Annotated in this window: 22 protein-coding genes; 7 read left to right on the top strand and 15 right to left on the bottom strand. The window is 38.8% G+C overall.

Features of this window, described 5'->3' with window-relative positions; genetic code table 11:
- Position 1: 1 nt before the first annotated feature.
- The 5 genes from H5058_RS14525 to dapA all read right to left on the bottom strand — a co-directional run bounded on the left by H5058_RS14525 (position 2) and on the right by dapA (position 3,053).
- Positions 2-247 (bottom strand): acyl carrier protein, encoded by a 246-nt coding sequence (locus H5058_RS14525; protein WP_011330020.1) that lies wholly within the window; start codon positions 245-247, stop codon positions 2-4.
- 25 nt (positions 248-272) lie between these two features.
- Positions 273-530: a phosphopantetheine-binding protein gene (locus H5058_RS14530; protein WP_011330019.1), complete on the bottom strand. Its 258-nt coding sequence runs from the start codon at positions 528-530 to the stop codon at positions 273-275.
- Positions 527-1,312 (bottom strand): 1-acyl-sn-glycerol-3-phosphate acyltransferase, encoded by a 786-nt coding sequence (locus H5058_RS14535; RefSeq protein WP_089369240.1) that lies wholly within the window; start codon positions 1,310-1,312, stop codon positions 527-529. Before H5058_RS14535 ends, H5058_RS14530 begins: the two co-directional genes overlap by 4 nt.
- Positions 1,305-2,018, bottom strand: a complete 714-nt coding sequence (locus tag H5058_RS14540; RefSeq protein ID WP_086995798.1) for a beta-ketoacyl synthase chain length factor — start codon at positions 2,016-2,018, stop codon at positions 1,305-1,307. The genes H5058_RS14535 and H5058_RS14540 overlap by 8 nt, the downstream gene beginning before the upstream one ends.
- 117 nt (positions 2,019-2,135) lie before the next feature.
- The gene (gene dapA / locus H5058_RS14545) at positions 2,136-3,053 is read right to left on the bottom strand and encodes a 4-hydroxy-tetrahydrodipicolinate synthase (protein WP_011330016.1); all 918 of its coding nucleotides are present in this window, start codon (positions 3,051-3,053) and stop codon (positions 2,136-2,138) included.
- Between the two features lie 172 nt (positions 3,054-3,225).
- Between dapA and H5058_RS14550 the strand changes: the two genes are divergently transcribed.
- From H5058_RS14550 to H5058_RS14570, 5 genes are all read left to right on the top strand, one after another.
- Positions 3,226-3,879 carry a DUF6058 family natural product biosynthesis protein gene (locus H5058_RS14550; RefSeq protein ID WP_089369237.1) on the top strand — a complete coding sequence of 218 codons (654 nt, stop codon included), beginning with the start codon at positions 3,226-3,228 and terminating at the stop codon, positions 3,877-3,879.
- Positions 3,880-4,012: 133 nt separating this feature from the next.
- Complete coding sequence (gene uvrA / locus H5058_RS14555; RefSeq protein ID WP_182678814.1) at positions 4,013-6,577, top strand: excinuclease ABC subunit UvrA; 2,565 nt, start codon at positions 4,013-4,015, stop codon at positions 6,575-6,577.
- An 819-nt stretch (positions 6,578-7,396) separates the two neighbouring features.
- A complete protein-coding gene (locus H5058_RS14560) occupies positions 7,397-7,603 on the top strand; it encodes a cold-shock protein (protein WP_011330013.1) in 207 nt (68 codons plus the stop codon).
- Between the two features lie 190 nt (positions 7,604-7,793).
- On the top strand, positions 7,794-8,003 hold the full coding sequence (locus tag H5058_RS14565) for a cold-shock protein (protein ID WP_011329603.1): 210 nt from the start codon (positions 7,794-7,796) through the stop codon (positions 8,001-8,003).
- Between the two features lie 189 nt (positions 8,004-8,192).
- The gene (locus tag H5058_RS14570) at positions 8,193-8,402 is read left to right on the top strand and encodes a cold-shock protein (protein ID WP_011330012.1); all 210 of its coding nucleotides are present in this window, start codon (positions 8,193-8,195) and stop codon (positions 8,400-8,402) included.
- Between the two features lie 914 nt (positions 8,403-9,316).
- On the opposite strand, the gene H5058_RS14575 is transcribed toward H5058_RS14570, so the two are convergent.
- Positions 9,317-9,796 carry a hypothetical protein gene (locus H5058_RS14575; RefSeq protein WP_179807124.1) on the bottom strand — a complete coding sequence of 160 codons (480 nt, stop codon included), beginning with the start codon at positions 9,794-9,796 and terminating at the stop codon, positions 9,317-9,319.
- Positions 9,797-10,088: 292 nt separating this feature from the next.
- On the bottom strand, positions 10,089-10,358 hold the full coding sequence (locus tag H5058_RS14580; RefSeq protein WP_179807125.1) for a hypothetical protein: 270 nt from the start codon (positions 10,356-10,358) through the stop codon (positions 10,089-10,091).
- 264 nt (positions 10,359-10,622) lie between these two features.
- Between H5058_RS14580 and ykgO the strand changes: the two genes are divergently transcribed.
- Positions 10,623-10,757: a type B 50S ribosomal protein L36 gene (gene ykgO, locus H5058_RS14585; protein WP_011330010.1), complete on the top strand. Its 135-nt coding sequence runs from the start codon at positions 10,623-10,625 to the stop codon at positions 10,755-10,757.
- Between the two features lie 83 nt (positions 10,758-10,840).
- On the opposite strand, the gene H5058_RS14590 is transcribed toward ykgO, so the two are convergent.
- The 7 genes from H5058_RS14590 to H5058_RS14620 all read right to left on the bottom strand — a co-directional run bounded on the left by H5058_RS14590 (position 10,841) and on the right by H5058_RS14620 (position 15,793).
- A complete protein-coding gene (locus H5058_RS14590) occupies positions 10,841-11,227 on the bottom strand; it encodes an OsmC family protein (RefSeq protein ID WP_011330009.1) in 387 nt (128 codons plus the stop codon).
- A gap of 10 nt (positions 11,228-11,237) precedes the next feature.
- On the bottom strand, positions 11,238-11,627 hold the full coding sequence (locus tag H5058_RS14595) for a cytochrome b562 (RefSeq protein ID WP_011330008.1): 390 nt from the start codon (positions 11,625-11,627) through the stop codon (positions 11,238-11,240).
- A 216-nt stretch (positions 11,628-11,843) separates the two neighbouring features.
- On the bottom strand, positions 11,844-12,143 hold the full coding sequence (locus H5058_RS14600; protein WP_182678816.1) for a hypothetical protein: 300 nt from the start codon (positions 12,141-12,143) through the stop codon (positions 11,844-11,846).
- Positions 12,144-12,284: 141 nt separating this feature from the next.
- A complete protein-coding gene (locus H5058_RS14605; RefSeq protein ID WP_182678818.1) occupies positions 12,285-12,527 on the bottom strand; it encodes a hypothetical protein in 243 nt (80 codons plus the stop codon).
- A 268-nt stretch (positions 12,528-12,795) separates the two neighbouring features.
- A complete protein-coding gene (locus tag H5058_RS14610) occupies positions 12,796-14,037 on the bottom strand; it encodes a uracil-xanthine permease family protein (RefSeq protein ID WP_182678826.1) in 1,242 nt (413 codons plus the stop codon).
- A gap of 24 nt (positions 14,038-14,061) precedes the next feature.
- Positions 14,062-14,691: a uracil phosphoribosyltransferase gene (gene upp / locus H5058_RS14615; RefSeq protein ID WP_011330005.1), complete on the bottom strand. Its 630-nt coding sequence runs from the start codon at positions 14,689-14,691 to the stop codon at positions 14,062-14,064.
- 145 nt (positions 14,692-14,836) lie between these two features.
- Entirely contained in the window at positions 14,837-15,793 is a 957-nt protein-coding gene (locus tag H5058_RS14620; RefSeq protein WP_182678820.1) for a phosphotransferase, read from the bottom strand.
- A gap of 338 nt (positions 15,794-16,131) precedes the next feature.
- Here H5058_RS14620 and H5058_RS14625 point away from each other — a divergent pair, with 338 nt between their 5' ends.
- Entirely contained in the window at positions 16,132-16,683 is a 552-nt protein-coding gene (locus H5058_RS14625; protein ID WP_182678822.1) for an outer membrane beta-barrel protein, read from the top strand.
- Between the two features lie 119 nt (positions 16,684-16,802).
- On the opposite strand, the gene H5058_RS14630 is transcribed toward H5058_RS14625, so the two are convergent.
- Entirely contained in the window at positions 16,803-19,058 is a 2,256-nt protein-coding gene (locus H5058_RS14630; protein ID WP_011330002.1) for an acyl-CoA dehydrogenase, read from the bottom strand.
- Between the last annotated feature and the right edge of the window lie 368 nt (positions 19,059-19,426).

Genomic DNA, 19,426 nt, shown 5'->3' on the forward strand with positions numbered 1-19,426 from the left:
TTTAGTTAACGAGCTTTTCTATTTCGCTAACTACATTTTGCACAGTACGTACTTGCTTAAATGCATCAGGATCAATTTTTTTACCGGTGATTTCTCTTAGTTTTACTACCAAGTCAACAGCGTCAATGCTGTCTAAATCAAGGTCTTGATATAAGTTGGCGTCTAGGTTTATGTCGGCTGGGTCTATCTCAAAATCGTTTTCTAAAATGCCGTGTAATACATCATAAATTTCAGCAGCGGTTTTCATTGTTATTCCTATATATTTTTATAATTTAAGAACGTGCTTGTTCTATAAAGTGTGCTAAAGAATTCACCGAGGCAAAGTGCGCTTTTGTTTGCTCTGAATTGGCATCTATTTTCACATCAAATTGTTTTTTTATTGCCAAACCAAGTTCTAGTGCATCTATGCTATCGAGCCCTAAACCATCAACAAATAATGCTTCATCATCAGCAATGTCTGCAGTTGTCATATCTTCTAGATCAAGGCTGGATATAATTAATTGTTTAATTTGTACTTTTAATTCAGTCATAAATTGCTCAGTTCTTCTGTAAAATAATGTTGTAAGCTGTTAGTTAAATGCCGAGATTGTATAGCGGGTGTGTCACTAACATAAGGCAGGTTACTGTTAAACTGCTTGCTGGCCAGCTGCAAGCTAAAGTGCGCTTGATAAGGCGCTACTTTATACCAAGGTGTACCCTTGGTTAAGGTATTAGGCTGCATTTTTATTAATACTGTAGCGATTGGCACATTACATCTAAGTGCTATATTGGCCGCTCCTCGTTTAAACTTAAGTGCAGTATGGGGCTGTGAACGTGTGCCTTCAGGAAAAACTATTAAGTTATTTCCTTTGCTTATACTGCGCTCACATTCACGTAATAAACCTTCTGGATCTTCGTTACTTATATAACCAGTACTTTTAATTACACCGCGCATAAAGGGGTTTTTAAATAAATGGGCTTTTACTACGCAATCTGCATTTTTAATCACAGATATAAGCACAACCACATCAATTAAAGAGGGGTGATTGGCAAGTACTAATTTTCCGTTTAAATTAGCAAGCTGGGTTTTGTCTTTAATATTAAAACGAATAACGCCTGTGTAATGCATTAATCCAACAAAAAATTTAAAACAGTAATGTACTGTCGCTCTTGCTCTGTTTTTACGGGTGTTTACATCTGCTTCTAATACGTTTTGCAGCGGAAAAACCACTAATGTCAGTACTAAACCACCTATGCCAAACACGCTAAAACAAACACCGGTTGCAAGCACACGCCAACAAAGCCCTGTTATTTTTATAATGTGTTTAATCATGGTAGGTAAGTTGCCAATGATGAGCCAATGTAGTGTGGGTTAATATCGCACTTTTTTTATCGTGTAGGGCTTTAGCACCTTGCAGGCTCATTGGTAAGTTACTATTTTTTGCAGCAGGGTTAAGTACTTTATTTAAACTAAAGCACGGCTCATTTGCTTGAGCAAGGCGCACTATCATAGCAATGGAATGAGTAATTTGTAGCTCGTCAGCAAATTGGTTATATATATCGGGGAGGATTTCATCGCTATGGACTACTAACATGTACGGCTCATTGCTATCAACAAGGCGAATGTAGGCCTCTACAATTGCACACATAAAACTCTCAGCCCCTGCTGCAATAGCATTCATTGCACAGGTATTACTTTTTATAATACTAAAAAGTCCGGCTGCGGCATTATGCACACTCAGGCCAAAACCTGTGGGCGATAATGGTTGCTGATTAACTATATCAACTAATAAATTGGCTGTTTTATGAAAGTCCCCGTGGCGCGATGAGAACACCGCCGATAAATTAGTATACTGATCAGCGCTACTTACTTGCTGAGCACTGTGTAATACCATTTTGCTAAAACGAGTCATACGCCGGCGTTGCATAGGTGCAACCCAATCAAGCGTTATAGGCGAGTTATCATACCAATGATCGCTTTCTATTTGTCGCTGTTCTGGCTGGATCCATGTAGCGAGTTGTTCAACAACAAATTTCACAAATATACATATTTAGTTAATGATAGGACGCAGGATCTTACATTTTTTAACAAAAAAAGTAAAATAAACAATAAAAAAAGCCAGCGCTGAATTTTCATTCAGCGCTGGCTAATAATTCTATGATATTAAAAAGAATTCTTGTTCATTTATGCAGCGAGCATGGCCACCAACAACATCACTTGCGCTTAGCTGATTAATCAACTTTTCACCTTGCTGTTGCTGCGCGTCGTTAAGGGGTAAATATGGTAATCTAAATACCGGTTTAACTGCCTCAGTCATCATAAGTGCAGTATTAATCGCAATTGGGTTTGGCTCGCAAAACAACCAATTTATTAATGGTTGTAATGACGTATTTAGCGCAGCATTTGGCGCGTCCATTAACTGGCGAAACAATTCTGGCATAAGATTAGAGCTGACCGAAATAACCCCATGTGCGCCATGAGTATGACGAGCATCGTGGCTTTCATCATCATTACCCGACCAACACGCTATGCCTTGCTTCTCATAATGAGCTATACGTTCGTTACCACCACACTCTTTAACACCAATAAAATGCTCGTGCTTTGCTAGTGGTTCAATAATATCAGGCGTTAAATCTTGCCCTGTACGCCCCGCTACGTTGTAAATAAATGCAGGGCCAATATCAAGAACACGCTTTAAATGCTCTTTTACACCTGCAATAGAGGTGCGCCCATAATAAGGGTTAATTTGCAAAGCAGCATCCATACCACTGGCAAAACCATATTTAGTGGCTTTAATCGCTTCTCGGGTATTATTACTGCCCGTGTTGCCTACAATTACTAGCTTACTGCTAAACTTATTTACGCTATGGGCTATGAGCATTAAGTGCTCTTCCCAGTTCATTAACTGGCCTTCGCCGGTAGTGCCGCCCACAACGATACCATCAACCCCAGCTGCTATTTGTAACTCGACAAGGCGATCGTATGTTGCAAGGTCAATTTCGCCACTCGATAAATAAGGTGTTTTAATTGCTGTAATAAGACTTGCTTGTTTAATTTGTTCTAGGCTGCGCATAAAAAATCATTCTTTATAAAACTTGCGCTATTTGTACCATATTTATGTGTGCTTTTGCAGCTGTAAACGCATATTTTGTAATAAAATGGCTTGTAATATTAAGTTTGATAATACAAAATGAACAGCTGTATATATAAACAGTGTTTGTATTTTTAATATTAGGCGAGCTTTTATGCGTTTATCTCAGTACTTAACAACCCATTTTTATCATACCGACGAGCTATGCCAGGCACTCAATATTGATGCAGATAAGCTTGAGCATTGGCAACAGCAAAGTGTATTTCCTAAGCCTAGTTATTGTATTAAAAACCAACTAAGTTGTAGCTCATATTCGGGTTTATACGAATGCGAAGAGTACGACGATTATTACCCGCGAGGTTGTGTAAACTGGGGGCAAGGGCTAATAAAACAAAAAATTGATTCATCCAGCCAGGCATTTAATTACTTTGCCCGGCAATATACCGCCAGCTTAACTAAACTTGCTCAGCAAGGGTTTGAATTTAACGAAGAACTATTTGGTTGCGAAATAGAAGAGCATGTACAACAAGTATGGCAGCAATTTTTATGCAGCAAATATGGCGTGCTTACTCAAAATGGCTTAATAGACGAAATAGTGGCTGTTGATATAGGCCGCCTGGTGGTTGATGACATAACCGAATTACGCAGTAAAGCGGGGTTAGATCAAGATGAGCGTGCAAAACTGCACCCCGCTATAAAATTACTAAACCGAGCTTTGAGCCATGGTGCCGATCACGAAAAGCAACACACACTTAGAACCCGCTATATAGATACCCTTATTTTAAAATACGATTTGTCGATAAAGTAATAATACAAACTAGATAAACTAAAATGCAGGTTTGAAGTATAAATGCAGGTACGTTAAGGTAAACAAGCTAGACTAACAACGCCAAACTAAATCAAAAATTGAAAAGCACGATATAATCCGGAGCAGCAATTTTATGAGCAGTACCAGCAAAAACGCAACACAGTCTGTCAACCACACGCCTCAACAGCAAACACACAGCATTTCCAATGCACCTGAGCACTGTATTCAGGTCCGAGGCGCGCGGGTTCACAATTTAAAAAATGTTGATGTAGACTTACCCCGCAATACACTCATCGTTTTTACTGGTATATCGGGTTCTGGAAAATCATCTCTTGCTTTTGGCACCTTGTTTGCCGAGTCACAACGCCGCTATCTCGATTCAGTATCGCCTTACGCGCGAAGATTAATTGACCAAGTAGATGAGCCCGATGTAGATGACATAAACGGCCTACCTCCTGCAGTAGCACTGCAACAACAACGAGGCACCCCATCGGTTCGCTCATCTGTGGGAAGTGTAACTACTATTTCTAATACCCTGCGAATGCTCTACTCTCGTGCAGGCGACTACCCTAGCGGTCAAAATATACTCTACGCCGACGCCTTTTCACCTAACACCCCACAAGGTGCCTGCACCTTGTGTCATGGTATTGGCCGAGTGTTTGCAGTAACTGAAAAGTTACTTGTACCTGATGATACAAAAACAATTCGCGAGCGCGCCATAGCTGCATGGCCACCTGCGTGGCAAGGACAAAACCTCAGCCGTATACTTGTATCTCTTGGTTATGACATTGATACACCATGGAAATTACTCCCTAAAAAAACCCGCGATTGGATTCTATTTACCGACGAAACTCCCGTTGTACCTGTTTATCCGCAATATAGCAAAGAGCAAACTCGCAACGCCATTGAAAAAAATGAGAAGCCGAGTTACATGGGTACATACTCAAGTGCTAAACGTTTTATTTTGCACTCTTTTGCTACCACGCAAAGCCCGCGAACTAAAAAACGTGTATCACAGTTTATGCAAATTTCGGAATGCCCTGATTGCAAAGGTAAAAAATTAAAACAGCAATCCTTGTCGGTCAAGTTTACAGGCCTTGATATTGGTGAGTTATCGCAATTAACACTAACAGAGCTAGCACTGCGATTACGTGATATTGCTAACATAAAGCCAACCCAAAATGCGCCCAATAGAGAAAAAGCAATTGTAGCTCAGCGAATTGCCAGCGACATTTTGGCCCGAGTAGAGGCACTCACAACGCTTGGCTTAGGGTATCTGTCGTTGCAACGTACCACACCTACTTTATCTGCAGGCGAACTGCAACGTTTACGACTAGCAACCCAAATTCGTTCACAACTGTTTGGTGTGGTTTATGTTTTAGATGAACCCTCGGCAGGACTACATCCAGCAGATACCCAAGCATTGCTTGGGGCGCTTGATCAACTCATTGCAGCTGGTAACTCTGTATTTGTTGTAGAACACGATGTTAACGTGATTAAACATGCCGATTGGATTGTTGATGTTGGTCCAGATGCTGGTACGCATGGCGGTGAAGTGATTTACAGCGGCCCTATTAGTGGTTTACAAGGCGTTGCTAAATCTCATACCGCTCGATTTTTATTTACTGCAGACGCGATAACCAAACACACTTGCAGACAACCTCAAGCCTGGCTAAAGCTCGCAGCAATTGAGCGTAATAACTTACAAAAATTAGATGTTGAATTTCCATTGGGCGTAATGACAACCGTTACCGGCGTTTCTGGTTCGGGTAAATCAAGCCTCATTAGTCAAGCTTTAGTAGATCTGGTCTATGATGCGTTAGGACAAAAAGCTACTTTAGAGAGCCCAACTGACGAAGCCGAGTTATTAGAGCAAGAACTAGAAATTCCCACTGGCGGGCAAATTACAGATGGCATGCAGCACGTAAAACGTCTAGTAAATGTAGACCAAAAGGCAATCGGGCGTACACCCAGATCAAACCTCGCCACCTATACTGGCTTATTTGATCACGTCCGCAAATTATTTGCATCCACTAACAAGTCTAAAGCTCGACGCTACGATATGGGCCGCTTTTCGTTCAACGTTAAAAAAGGCCGCTGTGCTAATTGTGAGGGTGTGGGGTTTGTTAGTGTTGAGCTGTTATTTTTGCCAAGTGTTTATTCACCGTGCCAAGTATGCCAAGGCCAGCGTTATAACGAGCAAACACTTGAAGTGTATTATCGCGATAAAAACATTGCTCAAGTACTCGATTTAACGGTTGAATCTGCACATCAATTTTTTATAGATGAACCACAAATATCGCGAGCTTTGGACACTTTGTTACAAGTAGGCCTAGGATATTTACGCCTCGGCCAGCCAGCAACCGAGTTATCTGGCGGCGAAGCCCAGCGTATTAAACTTGCAACCGAATTACAGCGCATACAACGCGGTGATACTCTTTATGTACTTGATGAGCCTACTACCGGCCTGCATCCAGCTGATATAGCAATGCTGATGGTGCAATTAAATAAGCTTGTAGATGCAGGTAATACCGTTATTATGGTCGAACATGATATGCAGGTTGCCAGTAATAGCGATTGGGTTATCGACATGGGCCCCAGTGCGGGTGATCATGGCGGACAAATTGTTGCTCAAGGCTCCCCTGCACAGGTCGCAAAGTCAAAAGCCAGCCAAACAGCTCCCTTTTTATTAGCCTAAAATACAGCTATAACAATACTGTTAAACACTCGACATAAGTAAATAACTTAGTGGGCCAGCAGTATAAAGTCAAAATTCGTTTTGCCAATTTATACGTTTTATATTTAAAAAGTGCATGTAACCCGAATCAAACACAAAACAACATAAGCTTTTGTTAATTAATGATTTTATTGATTATTACTCTAGGGTCTGTTGACCTTTACGGATTAAAATTTGTTCAAACTAGGGGCGATTTAATCACGGCGTGAGGTTTGTAACCTAGTGGGCTAAGTAAAAACCGAGCAACAAAGAGTTAATCGCCCCTAGGCAGAACCCTTCGGGCAGCGCATATTTGGCATTGATGCTACGTTATCGCCTATTTATGGGGAATAACCACACCACATAGGCTCAGCCTTGCCTAAATACCAAACACACTGCTGCAAATTTAACCTTGAAAGATCAACAGACCCTAGTGTTAGTAATTTAACTTCGTACAGCTCATTATCTTGCTGTATATAATAAAAACTGTAATTAACAAGTAATTCATCTTTTAAGTTACTGCTTAATATAACGTTCTTTACCTGAAATAATTTAACAAATTATAATCCGTAAAAGCCAGTACGTTTTGCTAGTGGTAAAAATAAATCTAAATAAAACTTGATGTCCGGCTGAGGTTACTGTTAAAGTACTTCGCATCGGGTTGATAGAAAGCCCTGTTTATTTGTAAGTACCACGTTGTTATTAGTAATAATCCTTCGCGCTATCCTCAGTTAAATATATGTTTTCTTACTCTTTACATTGCCTTATATAGGGCGCACTTTAATTTTTTAGGATACTACTATGTCTACAACAACTGGTTCAGTTAAATGGTTTAATGAAGCAAAAGGTTTTGGTTTTATTGAACAAGAGTCTGGCCCTGATGTTTTTGCTCATTTTAGCGCAATTACTAGCGATGGCTTCAAAACTTTAGCTGAAGGCCAACGTGTACAATTTACTGTTACACAAGGTCAAAAAGGCCCGCAAGCTGAAAATATTGTTTGCATCTAAATTGTTTAATTTAATGGGTTAGTAATAACCCGTTAATGAATATTAGTTTGAAAGAAGTTCTGTTTATTTGTACGTACCACGTTGATATTAGTAATAATCCTTTGTGTTATCCTCAAGTTAAATATTTATTTTTTCCAGCTTAACCGCCTACTTTCAGGCACATTTTTTATTAATTTCTTAGGATACAATTATGTCTAATACAACTACTGGTACAGTAAAGTTTTTTAACGAAGCTAAAGGTTTTGGTTTTATCGAGCAAGAATCTGGCGCAGACGTTTTCGCACATTTCAGTGCAATCTCTGGCGACGGTTTCAAAACTCTAGCTGAAGGCCAACGTGTACAGTTTACTGTTACACAAGGTCAAAAAGGTCCACAAGCTGAAAACATCGTTTGTATCTAAGATGTTTAAGTTGATGGGTTATTTATAACCCATCTATTTATATAAGTTTGAAAGAAATACTGTTTATTTGTAAGTACCACGTTGATATTAGTAATAATCCTTCGCGTTATCCTCAAGTTAAATATAGGTTTTTTCCAGCTCAATCGCCTATTTTCAGGCACACTTTTATTAATTTTTAAGGATATTATTATGTCTAATACAACTACTGGTTCAGTAAAATGGTTTAACGAAGCAAAAGGTTTTGGTTTTATCGAGCAAGAATCTGGCGCAGACGTTTTCGCACATTTTAGCGCAATTTCTGGCGACGGTTTCAAAACTCTAGCTGAAGGCCAACGTGTACAGTTTACTGTTACACAAGGTCAAAAAGGTCCACAAGCTGAAAACATCGTAGCTATCTAAGCTGTTTTAGCTGATGCGTTTTTAATTTAAAGCGCACTAAAAACCCGCTCATAGCCTGACTATAGTGGGTTTTTTGTTTTACTTTTCTATATTTATAGCATTACTATTTAACTTGAACTTTGGTTAAGAAATTTAATAACACATGGAACTGTATAATATTTTAATTGCTTTTCTTCTAGTTAGAGATTTTAATAGGGGGAAAGAGAATTTACGCGCCTAAAGCTAGCCTTTGACAATACCTATGTAAGTACTAATTTTAAATATAGCCCAATATACCCATATCATCTTCAAAGACACATCCCAATAAACAGCTCTAACAGCCCTATTTACCAACCATCAACCTTCTAACCTGGGAAGTTCAGTTAGGAAGGTTTTTGGCGTAATAGGTCTTATCGAATGAATTACAATATTACGCGTCGTCATTCCTTTACCGTGTAAACATAATACTTTGTTGTTCATTGAGGTAAAGTGGAGTTGATTTCTTTACAGAGAGAGGCACAAGCCACCATTACGGTTGCAGGGTATATTCAACTCAAATTAACCGCCTTCACCCTTCACCTATTTTAATACTTTTGCGGCTTTCTTTACAAAAGTATTAAGCTTCAAGTTCTTTCTGATTCATGTTTTCTACCTTTCACCCATTGAAAAGTACTTAAGCATAATTTATTACAGGCTCGATAAGTTACGTATTAATTCAGCTAGCAGTGGTAAAGCTACTCAGGAAAATATGTGTCGCACGTCAAGGTATTGCTTTTCTTTCACATTTCATGATTAGAAATTACATACTTGTAGAGTTACTACCAAGTGTTATTATAGCAGTCAATAATCGCGAAATAATACAAGCTGGACTCGCAGCTTTTTAGACTTTATAAAGCCACGATTAAACTGATAAACACATGAAAAGTTAAGTTTGATTATACTTTGTTGTTAAAAAGCAAACCTGAGTATTTATTATCTGAAGATGATGAAAATAGTGAATCCATTAAAGTAGATACATTTTTTCGCACTGTTAACTGTATCGACGATAGCTCACTGTCGAGTTGCTTTTTAAGTTTACTTAGTTCTTCTGCTGTTTCTTCTGTTGGCGTATCAGAATTATTGGTCATTTCTTTTATTTTATTCTGCAAGTCCTTAATTGATCCGATAGCTTTATGCATTTGAACTGCTGAGTTGTCGCTCGAATCTTCTGTTTCGGTGCTGATGAGCGGCTTTATGTCTTCAATAGTCTCAGTTGAGCTCGTTGTTTTTTCAGCGCTTTTATTTAAAGAAGTATCTGGTTTAGCCTCTGCGCTTTTACTAGGATCATCCATTTTTACAGTGTTTTTATTTAAATTACTTAGGTTTGAATAGCTATTGTCATTGTATAACTGTGAAGAAAGAGCTCCAAAATTCATTTTTACCTCATGTGTCTAAATATTGACGATTTTATTTCTATAATTACAAGCAAATATCATTCCAAAGATGTAAGTAATCAATAAAATACTGAAATTATAAATAGATGCCGGAATTACTTTTTAGCATAAGAGGTTATTGTGTTTACTTTGAAGCACTAAGGTGCGTTTAAGAGAGTTAACCATTTGAATTTAGTAATTTAAATTCAAATGGTTAACTAAAAATTGTGCGTATATAACTTGAAATGAAGTGATTAACAGCTGAAATTTTTAGAGAAAACTTCTCTTACTAATTTTAATTTTGGTGTTCATACTGCCCTCTATATACCTCAAATACCTTTAATACTGTGTGTTGTTCTTTTGATAAATTATCAAACCAGTGATCAAATAGATCATCGTTATCTTGTTCACTTAATGCCATATATTGGGCAAGTAACTCAATAATATCATTATGGGTGCAAGTTAAAGGGTTTACTTGTTGTGCTAAAACACTATGGTCGCGCTCTTTTAGAGTATCCATTACCCCTTGATCTATTTGTTGTTGTTTTTGTATTGCGTCGCTCATATGTTACCTCTGAGATCTACTGTTTATGCTGTTTTTAACGAATGTAATTATAGTTATAACAGGCTAAACGCCAATAGCCAGCACTTTTGGTTTAACTGCTCATTTTTTGATTTGTTTGCATAAATAGCCAGCAATTATGGTTTTTAAATGCTTATTAAATAATTTTTGAGTGGCTATAGATCCTGATGAATAAAATGATATAATATCACATAACGTAATGCTATTATGAGAATTTTCCTATTTTATTTATTAATGAGGTATAAAATGAAAGTATTAAGCTCACTTAAAAGTGCTAAGCAGCGTGCAGGGTGTCAAGTTGTAAAACGTAAAGGACGCGTGTTTGTGATTTGTAAGGAGAACCCGCGCTTTAAAGCTGTTCAGGGTATGAAAAAGAAATAGCATTTAACCACTATCACTTTATAAAGCAGTCACTCAGTGTTGTGTAACACTCAGTGACTTTAATTAACTACTTATTTAACTATCTATTTAACTACCACTGAAAATTCAGGTACTGCCTGAATTACTTTTTTCACGGTACATGTATTTACCGCGGCAACCAGTGCTTTTTTATACTTATCAGGGAATCCATCTGGGAGTGTTATCTCAATAGAAAATAACTTTTTACCATCTTCATCCACATTTTCGTTATTTTGCTTAAGTGACATCCCTTGTGTCGAAATATCGCGTTGTTGGCAAAACTTTCTTGCATAAAAACCTGCACATAACACCATACTCACTAAAAAGTAATCAAACGGTTCTGGGTGCTCTGCGTTGCCACCTGCAGCCAAACTCTGATCGCTTATCACTTCATGATCGCCAAATTTAGCACTGAGCTTTTGGCCATCTAACATTGCAACTGAAATTTCCATCGAGGGTCCCTTATTTTCCAAATAGTAATTCAAAAAAGCCTGGAGGCTCATGTAACTCATGGTACTTTTTACGTAAATTATCTATATTTTTTAGTGGCTGTTTAGCCGCACTCAAACCTTGCAGGTTAGCAGCTTGTTTTGCAAGCTCAGCCTGAGCAATGACTTTATCAAGCCCTTGTAATGATTGCTCTGGTTCTTTATAAAACTTAGCTGTTTTACTTATTTCCACTAACGAGATGAATTCATTAATCGCAAGGTTAAACTCGTCAATATTAGTCGCTTGCACTGCTTGTTTATATGCAAGCCCCGTGTTTTTCATATTAATTTCAAGGTCAACTGGCGCGCTGGCAATTGAGACTGATGACGTGAGTAAAATAAAAACAAAATAAAAGTACTTCATGATAAACCTTTCAATTAAAAACTCCGTCGATTATACCAATAATACGCTAGTAAGTAACCGCAAATGAAAGTGTGTAATGTTTAGCCTTGTTCGCTGTGTAAAGCCCCTTTACACTTTAGATGCAAACTTAAAGAGTAAAGAGCGACTTTTTTGAGGAGCTTAGTAAACTCAACCTTGTTATAGCAAGCCACAGTTGCTGCTGACATAACATTTTAATTAATCAGCTTTAAACTCCAAGCAACTAATTTCACGTTGCTCGTTAAGTGTTACAAGGGCGTTTGCTGTTGATGCTAGTGTGTTTAAATTTTCTCGAGTGACACGCTCAAAATGAGCAATAAAGTATCTAAGTTGGGCGTCATTCATAGTGCCTGCACCTTGCCCTTTTAAGGCTATAAGCTTTTGCTCTTGCTCTTTTCGCCATGCAAATACGGCAGCAAAACTAGGGGCTTTAAGCATCACTAAATAATCAACTTTAGCAAAAATGTTTAAATATTCTGTTTTTAAACAATTGTTCACATAGTTACGCCAAACACCTTGGCTATCTGCATTTTGCTCTAACTCATTTAATGGTGCAGTTAATGCTGATGCCGATTGTGCCTTACTACCTACGCACCACCCTTCTAAAATAATAATATCGACAGCGGTATTATTACGCGGCTACTCGTTATGTGGCGCACTGTCATCTAAATGCTTATTAAAATGAGGTAGAGGCACACCACTGTGCCCTGCTAGTAACTGCTCAAGTGTGCTTTTCATTAAAGCTACATCGTGCGTGCCGGGTACGCCGCGAGTGGCAAGTAGCGGGTGTACATTTTTTGCAAGCTGCAGTCGACGCTGCTTAGTAAGATAAAAGTCATCGATAGAAAGCGCTATGCTATTAAACGAACTATTTTTTGCCAACCAAGTTACTAAAAAATCAGCCAGCGTGGTTTTACCCGAGCCTTGGCTGCCATTAATAGCAACAAATAACGGAGTATTCGTTTTTTAGCGTGCAATATATTTTTTGCTACCGGAATAAAAAACTGTTCACACTGCTGTTGATAGCTTATTGGTAATTGATGTTTTGCTAAAAAATCACAGATATCCATATTTCTATTGCGCCTTTATTTTAGCTAAAAAAATAGCGCATATATATGCGCTATTAGGTTAGTTTAACTTATCTATAAATTTAAGCTGCGGTTTTCTTCTCGGCTTTTGGTAACACTAAGTTTAGCACTATGCCTAATATGGCACATAAACTTACGCCTTCTAGGCTAAACTGACTACTGCCAATATGCATTCCACCAATACCACAAATCAAAATAAGCGCTACTATGCTTAAATTACGCGGTTCGCTTAAATCATCCCCAGATTTAACTAAAGTGTTTAATCCGATCACTGCAATTGAGCCAAACAATAAAATCATAATGCCGCCCATAACCGGCACTGGAATTGTTTGTAAACTTGCGCCCATTTTAGCTATAAAGGCTAAAGTAATGGCAATAATTGCAGTCCATATCATCACTTTTGGGTTAAAGTTTTTAGTTAGCATTACTGCACCGGTTACTTCTGAGTAAGTTGTGTTTGGCGGCCCACCAAACAATGATGCTGCTGAGGTAGCTAATCCGTCGCCAAATAGAGTGCGATGTAGCCCTGGTTTTTTCAAAAAATCTTTATTGGTAACTTGGCTAATCGCCATCATGTCGCCAATATGCTCAACAGCGGGAGCAATCGCCACCGGCACCATAAACAAAATGGCTTGCCATTTAAACTCAGGTAAAACAAAGTTAGGCACAGCTAACCACTGTGCGTTAGTTACGGCGTCAAATTGCACCACGCCCATAGCAAGCGATAAACTATAACCTGCTACCACCCCTGCTAATATTGGAATAAGTTTAAATACACCCTTACCCCATACCGCTAATATAAGCGTAACCACTAAAGAAAATAATGAGATGTAAATAGCACTATCATAAGCAATAATTTGCGTGCTGCCGTCACCACTTTTGCCCATGGCCATGTTTACGGCAACCGGTGCTAAAGCTAGGCCAATAACCATAATAACCGGCCCGACTACTATTGGGGGTAATATTTTATGTAGCGTTTCAGTGCCTTTAAATTTAACTAAAAAGCTCAATAGCATATAAGCAAAACCAGCCGCCATTAAACCACCCATAGTGGCAGGTATGCCCCACATTTGTATTGAGGCAATAATCGGTGCAATAAAAGCAAACGATGACGCTAAAAATATGGGTACTTGGCCTTTAGTAACAAACTGAAATAATAGCGTACCTAAGCCCGCAGTAAAAAGAGCAACACTTGGATCAAGCCCTGTTAACAGCGGTACTAGTACTAATGAGCCAAATGCTACAAACAACATTTGCGCACCAGTAAGTATCGTTTTTATTGAGAACATGGCATTGTTTTTCATCGTATCGGTTTGCACTGTTTTCACTTAAACCGTACCGAAAATTTTATCACCTGCATCACCTAAACCAGGCACAATATAGCCTTTATCGTTTAAGTGGCTGTCTACCGATGCAGTATATATTTCTACATCTGGATGGGCAGCTAATGTTTTTTCAACCCCTTCAGGAGCTGCAACTAATACAATTACCTTGATTTCTTTACAGCCTGCCTTTTTAAGCATATCAATAGTGGCAATCATAGTGCCGCCTGTTGCAAGCATAGGATCTATCACTAAGCTTAAACGCTCATTAATATTACTTACTAGCTTTTCAAAGTATGGAATTGGCTCTAATGTTTCTTCGTTTCGCTCAAGGCCTACAACACTTACTTTGGCAGCCGGCAATAACTGCATCACACCGTCCATCATGCCTAAGCCCGCACGTAAAATAGGCACTACAGTAATTTTTTTACCTTTAATATGCTGCACATTTAACTTTGTGCCATCCCAGCTGGTAATTTCGTTATCTTCTAACGGTAGGTTTTGAGTTGCTTCGTAGGTTAATAAAGTACCTACTTCTGAGCACAATTCACGAAAGCTTTTAGTGCTAATTCCATGGGAGCGCATTAAGCCTAATTTATGTTGAACAAGGGGATGAGTTATAACGTGAATAGCCATATTAAAAAAACCTAGTGATAAAATTTGCGATATTTTATAGTAAAAAAGTGCATTTGGCCTGCAGTTTTCGTTAAGTTTTCACAATTGCCGCCAAATAACATTATTTTGCCTGATATTAAGGCAATATACCTAATTCAAGCGTTAATTAAATGTGTTTTTTTAACTCTCTCTTCACTTGAAGCAACATATAGCTGTTTATTTTTTTATGTTCTGGACTCCACCCTGCTAAAAAACGATAAAAATCGGCCCATGCAACACTCCATAAATTGCGCCAATCGTTAATCACTTTACTTGCCTCTACCTTAGGATGATAAATGCCTAATGCTAACTTCAATTCGTTAAAATACCACTCTAAACAGCTATCAGCATGCTGATGCAATTGTGTTTCGTTAAAGCAGCTAGTCATAAAATACATCACATCTATAACCCCAACACCAGCACCTACATATTGAAAGTCGTATCCTAGTACGTGCTGCTGTTTGTTTATGGCAAAATTTGCCAGCTTGGCATCACCATGAATTACTGTTTTATATGCACTATTGCATAATGTCGTATTTAGCTTAGCTGCAACCTGCTTAATAGCTGATTGCTGGAGCTTTGTAAGCTCATCGGGACGCGTACTTAAATGCCAATAATTGCCCTGTGGCCATAACTTTTCAGCCGCGTGAGTAACAGCTTCAATTGTTAGATTAAACGCATGAAAATGCGCTAACCATTTAATAACCTCGCGATAGTCTTGAGGCAAAGCTTGTACATAGCCCTGCTGGGTAAAATCGTTAAACGCCAGCACATATTGCTGATCATTTTGGATTGCGGCTAAACAGCCAATAGCAGCAGCGTTATTAGGTAACTGCTGGCTGCAATCATTATAAAAGTAGTATTCAACATTATAAGATTTACGCTTACGATTAACAGCAAACGCCGTTTGTTTAATTTTAGGGTGATTTATAACCTCAGGAATATTCACCGCCTTTATAACACACGCCTGTCCGTCAAGCTCACAAGCCACTATGCTGCCACAACCACTCCACAAAGAAGTCAGCGTAGCCCCCACTTTTATCTGTTTAAACTGTTGCTGTAATAAAGAAAGGTAAAAAGCCATAGCCGCACTTAATATTAATAAATTTTAGTTAGTTTAACGCAAAGCGTTGTTATTATAAAAAGTCATGCAATGCTCAACACATGCTCACATACTATTCATAATTAGTATGATAAGTATACCAACCGCACCACCATTGCAAATAACTCAATAAATACAATAACTTAACATTAGACACTTGCTTTTGTATGCGCTATTCTCTCGCCGATTTCATCTCTATAACATCATACATGCTGCTTACTTGGTGTAACGGGCTAAATTTTTTAGTCGTTAAAACCTGAATATGCTTTATGAGAATTATCTTTAAATCGTACTTTTAAAATATCAAAATAGGAAAAATAATGAAAAAAACATTCCAGGGAACTTTGCTGCTATCTTCTTTATTACTAGGCTCTTTTGTACAAGCGAATGAGCTAGAACCAGTACCTCAAAAACATTGGAGTATTGGAGCGGGTGCTTACGCGTTCACTTTAGCCAATGACAATAGCTCGAGCGAAGATTTGGATTTTAGTGGTTTTAATATAGCTGCGGGTTACGCTGTTAATAATCATTTTCAAATTAGAGCTACCTACTTCTCATTAGAAAATGACGACTTTTCGGCGATAGAAAGTGATGGATTCGACCTAATGGCTTACGGTGGTGTGGGTTTATCTAAAAAAGGCTTTAGAGGCTATGGCGGCGCAGGTTTCTTTTCAGACAAGTGGAGTGCTTTGAGTAAAAATGAAACTATGTCAGGCTTTCAACTTGGTGGCGGCTTAGGCTACAACTGGGGTCCTGCAGCGTTAGATTTTGTTTTAACTCTACGCCAGGCTGATGAATATGAAGATTTTATGTACCGCACAGGCACCTACGTTGCTGTATCGGGTAACTTAACTATTTCTTATTTATTTTAAATAGCTCCTCATTAAGTTACAAAAAGCCCCTCAATTAACTTTTGTGGGCTTTCTTTAAAAACGTAAAAAGCGCCCAAACTACAGGCGCTTACATTGTTGAATTTATTTACACTGAGTGATTACTGGTTTACAACACTTTTAAGTGGGTTAACCGGTTGTGCGTTGTCGTCAAGTAAGTTCATATCAAAATCGAACTCATCTACACGAATCGCTTTTTCGCGCTTAGTGTTGTAATCAATAAGCTGAGTATGTTCAGCTGCTGTAATTACATTAGCCGCAAGTGCGTTATCAAGTGTGATTGAAAAACGAATACCCGCTTTAATTGTTTTAGCACGCAGTGCTTTTTTAACTTTAGCCAACTCACCAAGCGATGCCATTTTAGCTTTGTACGCTTGCTCGTTAATATAATGTCCATCACCTTTAACTGGCTTAACTAAATGCGTAATTTGCGCTTTAAAGGCCGTATCTAGCTGAGCTTGCTTAGCTAGTTCACGAATTAAGTCGTCGCTAATTTTTGGCATTTTAGTTGAGTAGTTCATGGTAATAAAACGCATGAACTTACGCGTACCACTTGCAGGGAAGTTATCTAAAAACTTGTGCAGCGCTTCTTCAGCACTTTGTAGTGCAAAGCGAGTAGCATAATGAAAATACGGTGCTGCTTGCTCACGTTCACTACTTGATACTTTTTGCTCGTAGTATTTAATTGACGCCATTGCCGCGTATAAAAAGCTCATTACATCACCTAAACGTGCCGACAACATTTCTGCTTGCTTAAGCTTACCGCCAAGTACAAGTAGCGAGAAATCTGCATATACAGCTAATTTAGCTGACAGTTTATGTGCTGCTTTTTCGTATTCACGTACTTCTGGTAACGTTGAACTTGCACCTGCTGTAAATGGTAATACACCCAAGCGGAACGCACGTAAGCTGTTTGCTACGCTGTAACTTACTGTTTTACGTAAAATACGGTTAAATTCTTTATCTGCATTTTTATCTTCGCTATGAATTGATTCAACCATAGATTGTAAGTATGGATGACAACGCATTACACCTTGACCAAAGATCATCAGGTTACGAGTAAGAATATTCGCGCCTTCTACCGTAATAGCAATTGGCTGTGCTACATAACCGCTTGCTAGCGTGTTTTGTGGACCATTTTGAATTGCTTTACCCGCTTGAATATCCATTGCAGAGTCGAGTACATCACGGCCCAACTCGGTCATGTGGTATTTAGCAATTGCAGTTACTACCGATGGTTTTAAGCCCATGCCTAAGCCTTCAGTTGTAAGCACTCGCATTGCTTCTTGTAGGTATGTTTTACCTGCAATATCGGCAAGCTTTTCTTGAATACCTTCAAACTGGCCTATTGCTAAACCAAATTGCTCGCGCACAGCAGCGTACTCAGACGCTGATTTAAATGCAACTTGCGCCGTACTTACACCCAGTGCTGGTAATGAAATACCACGCCCTGCGCCTAAACAACTAACTAGCATTTGCCAACCGCGACCAATGTTTTTCTGGCCACCAATGATAAAGTCCATAGGTACAAATACTTTGTTACCACGCGTAGTACCGTTATAAAAACGAATATTCATAGGATCATGGCGATTACCTAACTCTACACCCGGGTGCTCTTTAGGAATAAGCGCACAGGTAATACCTAGGTTTTCTTTACCGCCAAGCAAACCATCAGGGTCAACAACTTTAAATGCTAAGCCCAATACAGTCGCAATAGGCGCCAGTGTAATGTAACGCTTGTCCCACGTAATTTCTAAACCTAGTACTTCTTCGCCGTTGTACATGCCTTTAGTAACTGTACCTAAATCTGGAATGCCACCTGCATCAGAACCCGCTTCTGGGCTAGTTAATGCAAAACATGGAATGTCTGTACCATTTGCTAAACGTGGTAGGTAGTGTGCTTGTTGCTCTTGCGTACCAAAATGTAGTAATAGCTCACCTGGGCCTAACGAGTTAGGTACCATTACTGTTACCGCTACTGCAGAGCTTTTAGTGGCAATAGTGGCTACAATTGTTGAGTTAGCGTATGGGCTGAACTCTAAACCGCCAAACGATTTAGGAATGATCAGCGAGAAGAAACGCTCTTTCTTTAAAAAGTCTAAAATGTAATCCGGTAAATGAATGCCATTTTGAATTTCGGTGTCATCAATCATACCCAACAAGTCTTGCAGTGGGCCATCAATAAAGGCTTTTTCGTCTGCGCTTAATACTGCAGCTGGCACGGCGCGTAGTGCACTAAAGTCAGGTTTACCTTGATAGATAGACCCTTCTAACCATACATCGCCGGCGTCTAGCGCTTCTTGTTCAGTAATTGAAATACTTGGTAATACTTTTTTTAATTTTGTACGTAAACTCATGATTGAACTCATCCGACCAGATAATAATAACTACATTACGTCATAAAAATTCGATTAGATCAATTACTCTATGCAAATAATTAACAGTTTTTTCAATTTATTTTCTTTACGTGAACGTAAACTGTTTAAACACAAGGGCTTACGGCTATGCGCTGAAAAACATTATTTTTCTTCATTTGGCTAATTAAACAACAAAACTTAGCTAAATCACGCCTTAAAAATAAAGCTACTTTAAACGGGCATATCGAGTAGGGTGAGGCTTTTGCCTCATCCCTCTCACAGAGCCGTACGTACGGGCCTCGTATACGGCTCCTGTATTCTTCTATCCCTTCGGCTTATTTTCTAAACGCCGATTGAGCAAGCCATCC

Source organism: Pseudoalteromonas sp. SR45-4 (assembly GCF_014163535.1).
In the GTDB taxonomy this organism is placed as follows: Bacteria; Pseudomonadota; Gammaproteobacteria; order Enterobacterales; family Alteromonadaceae; genus Pseudoalteromonas; species Pseudoalteromonas nigrifaciens.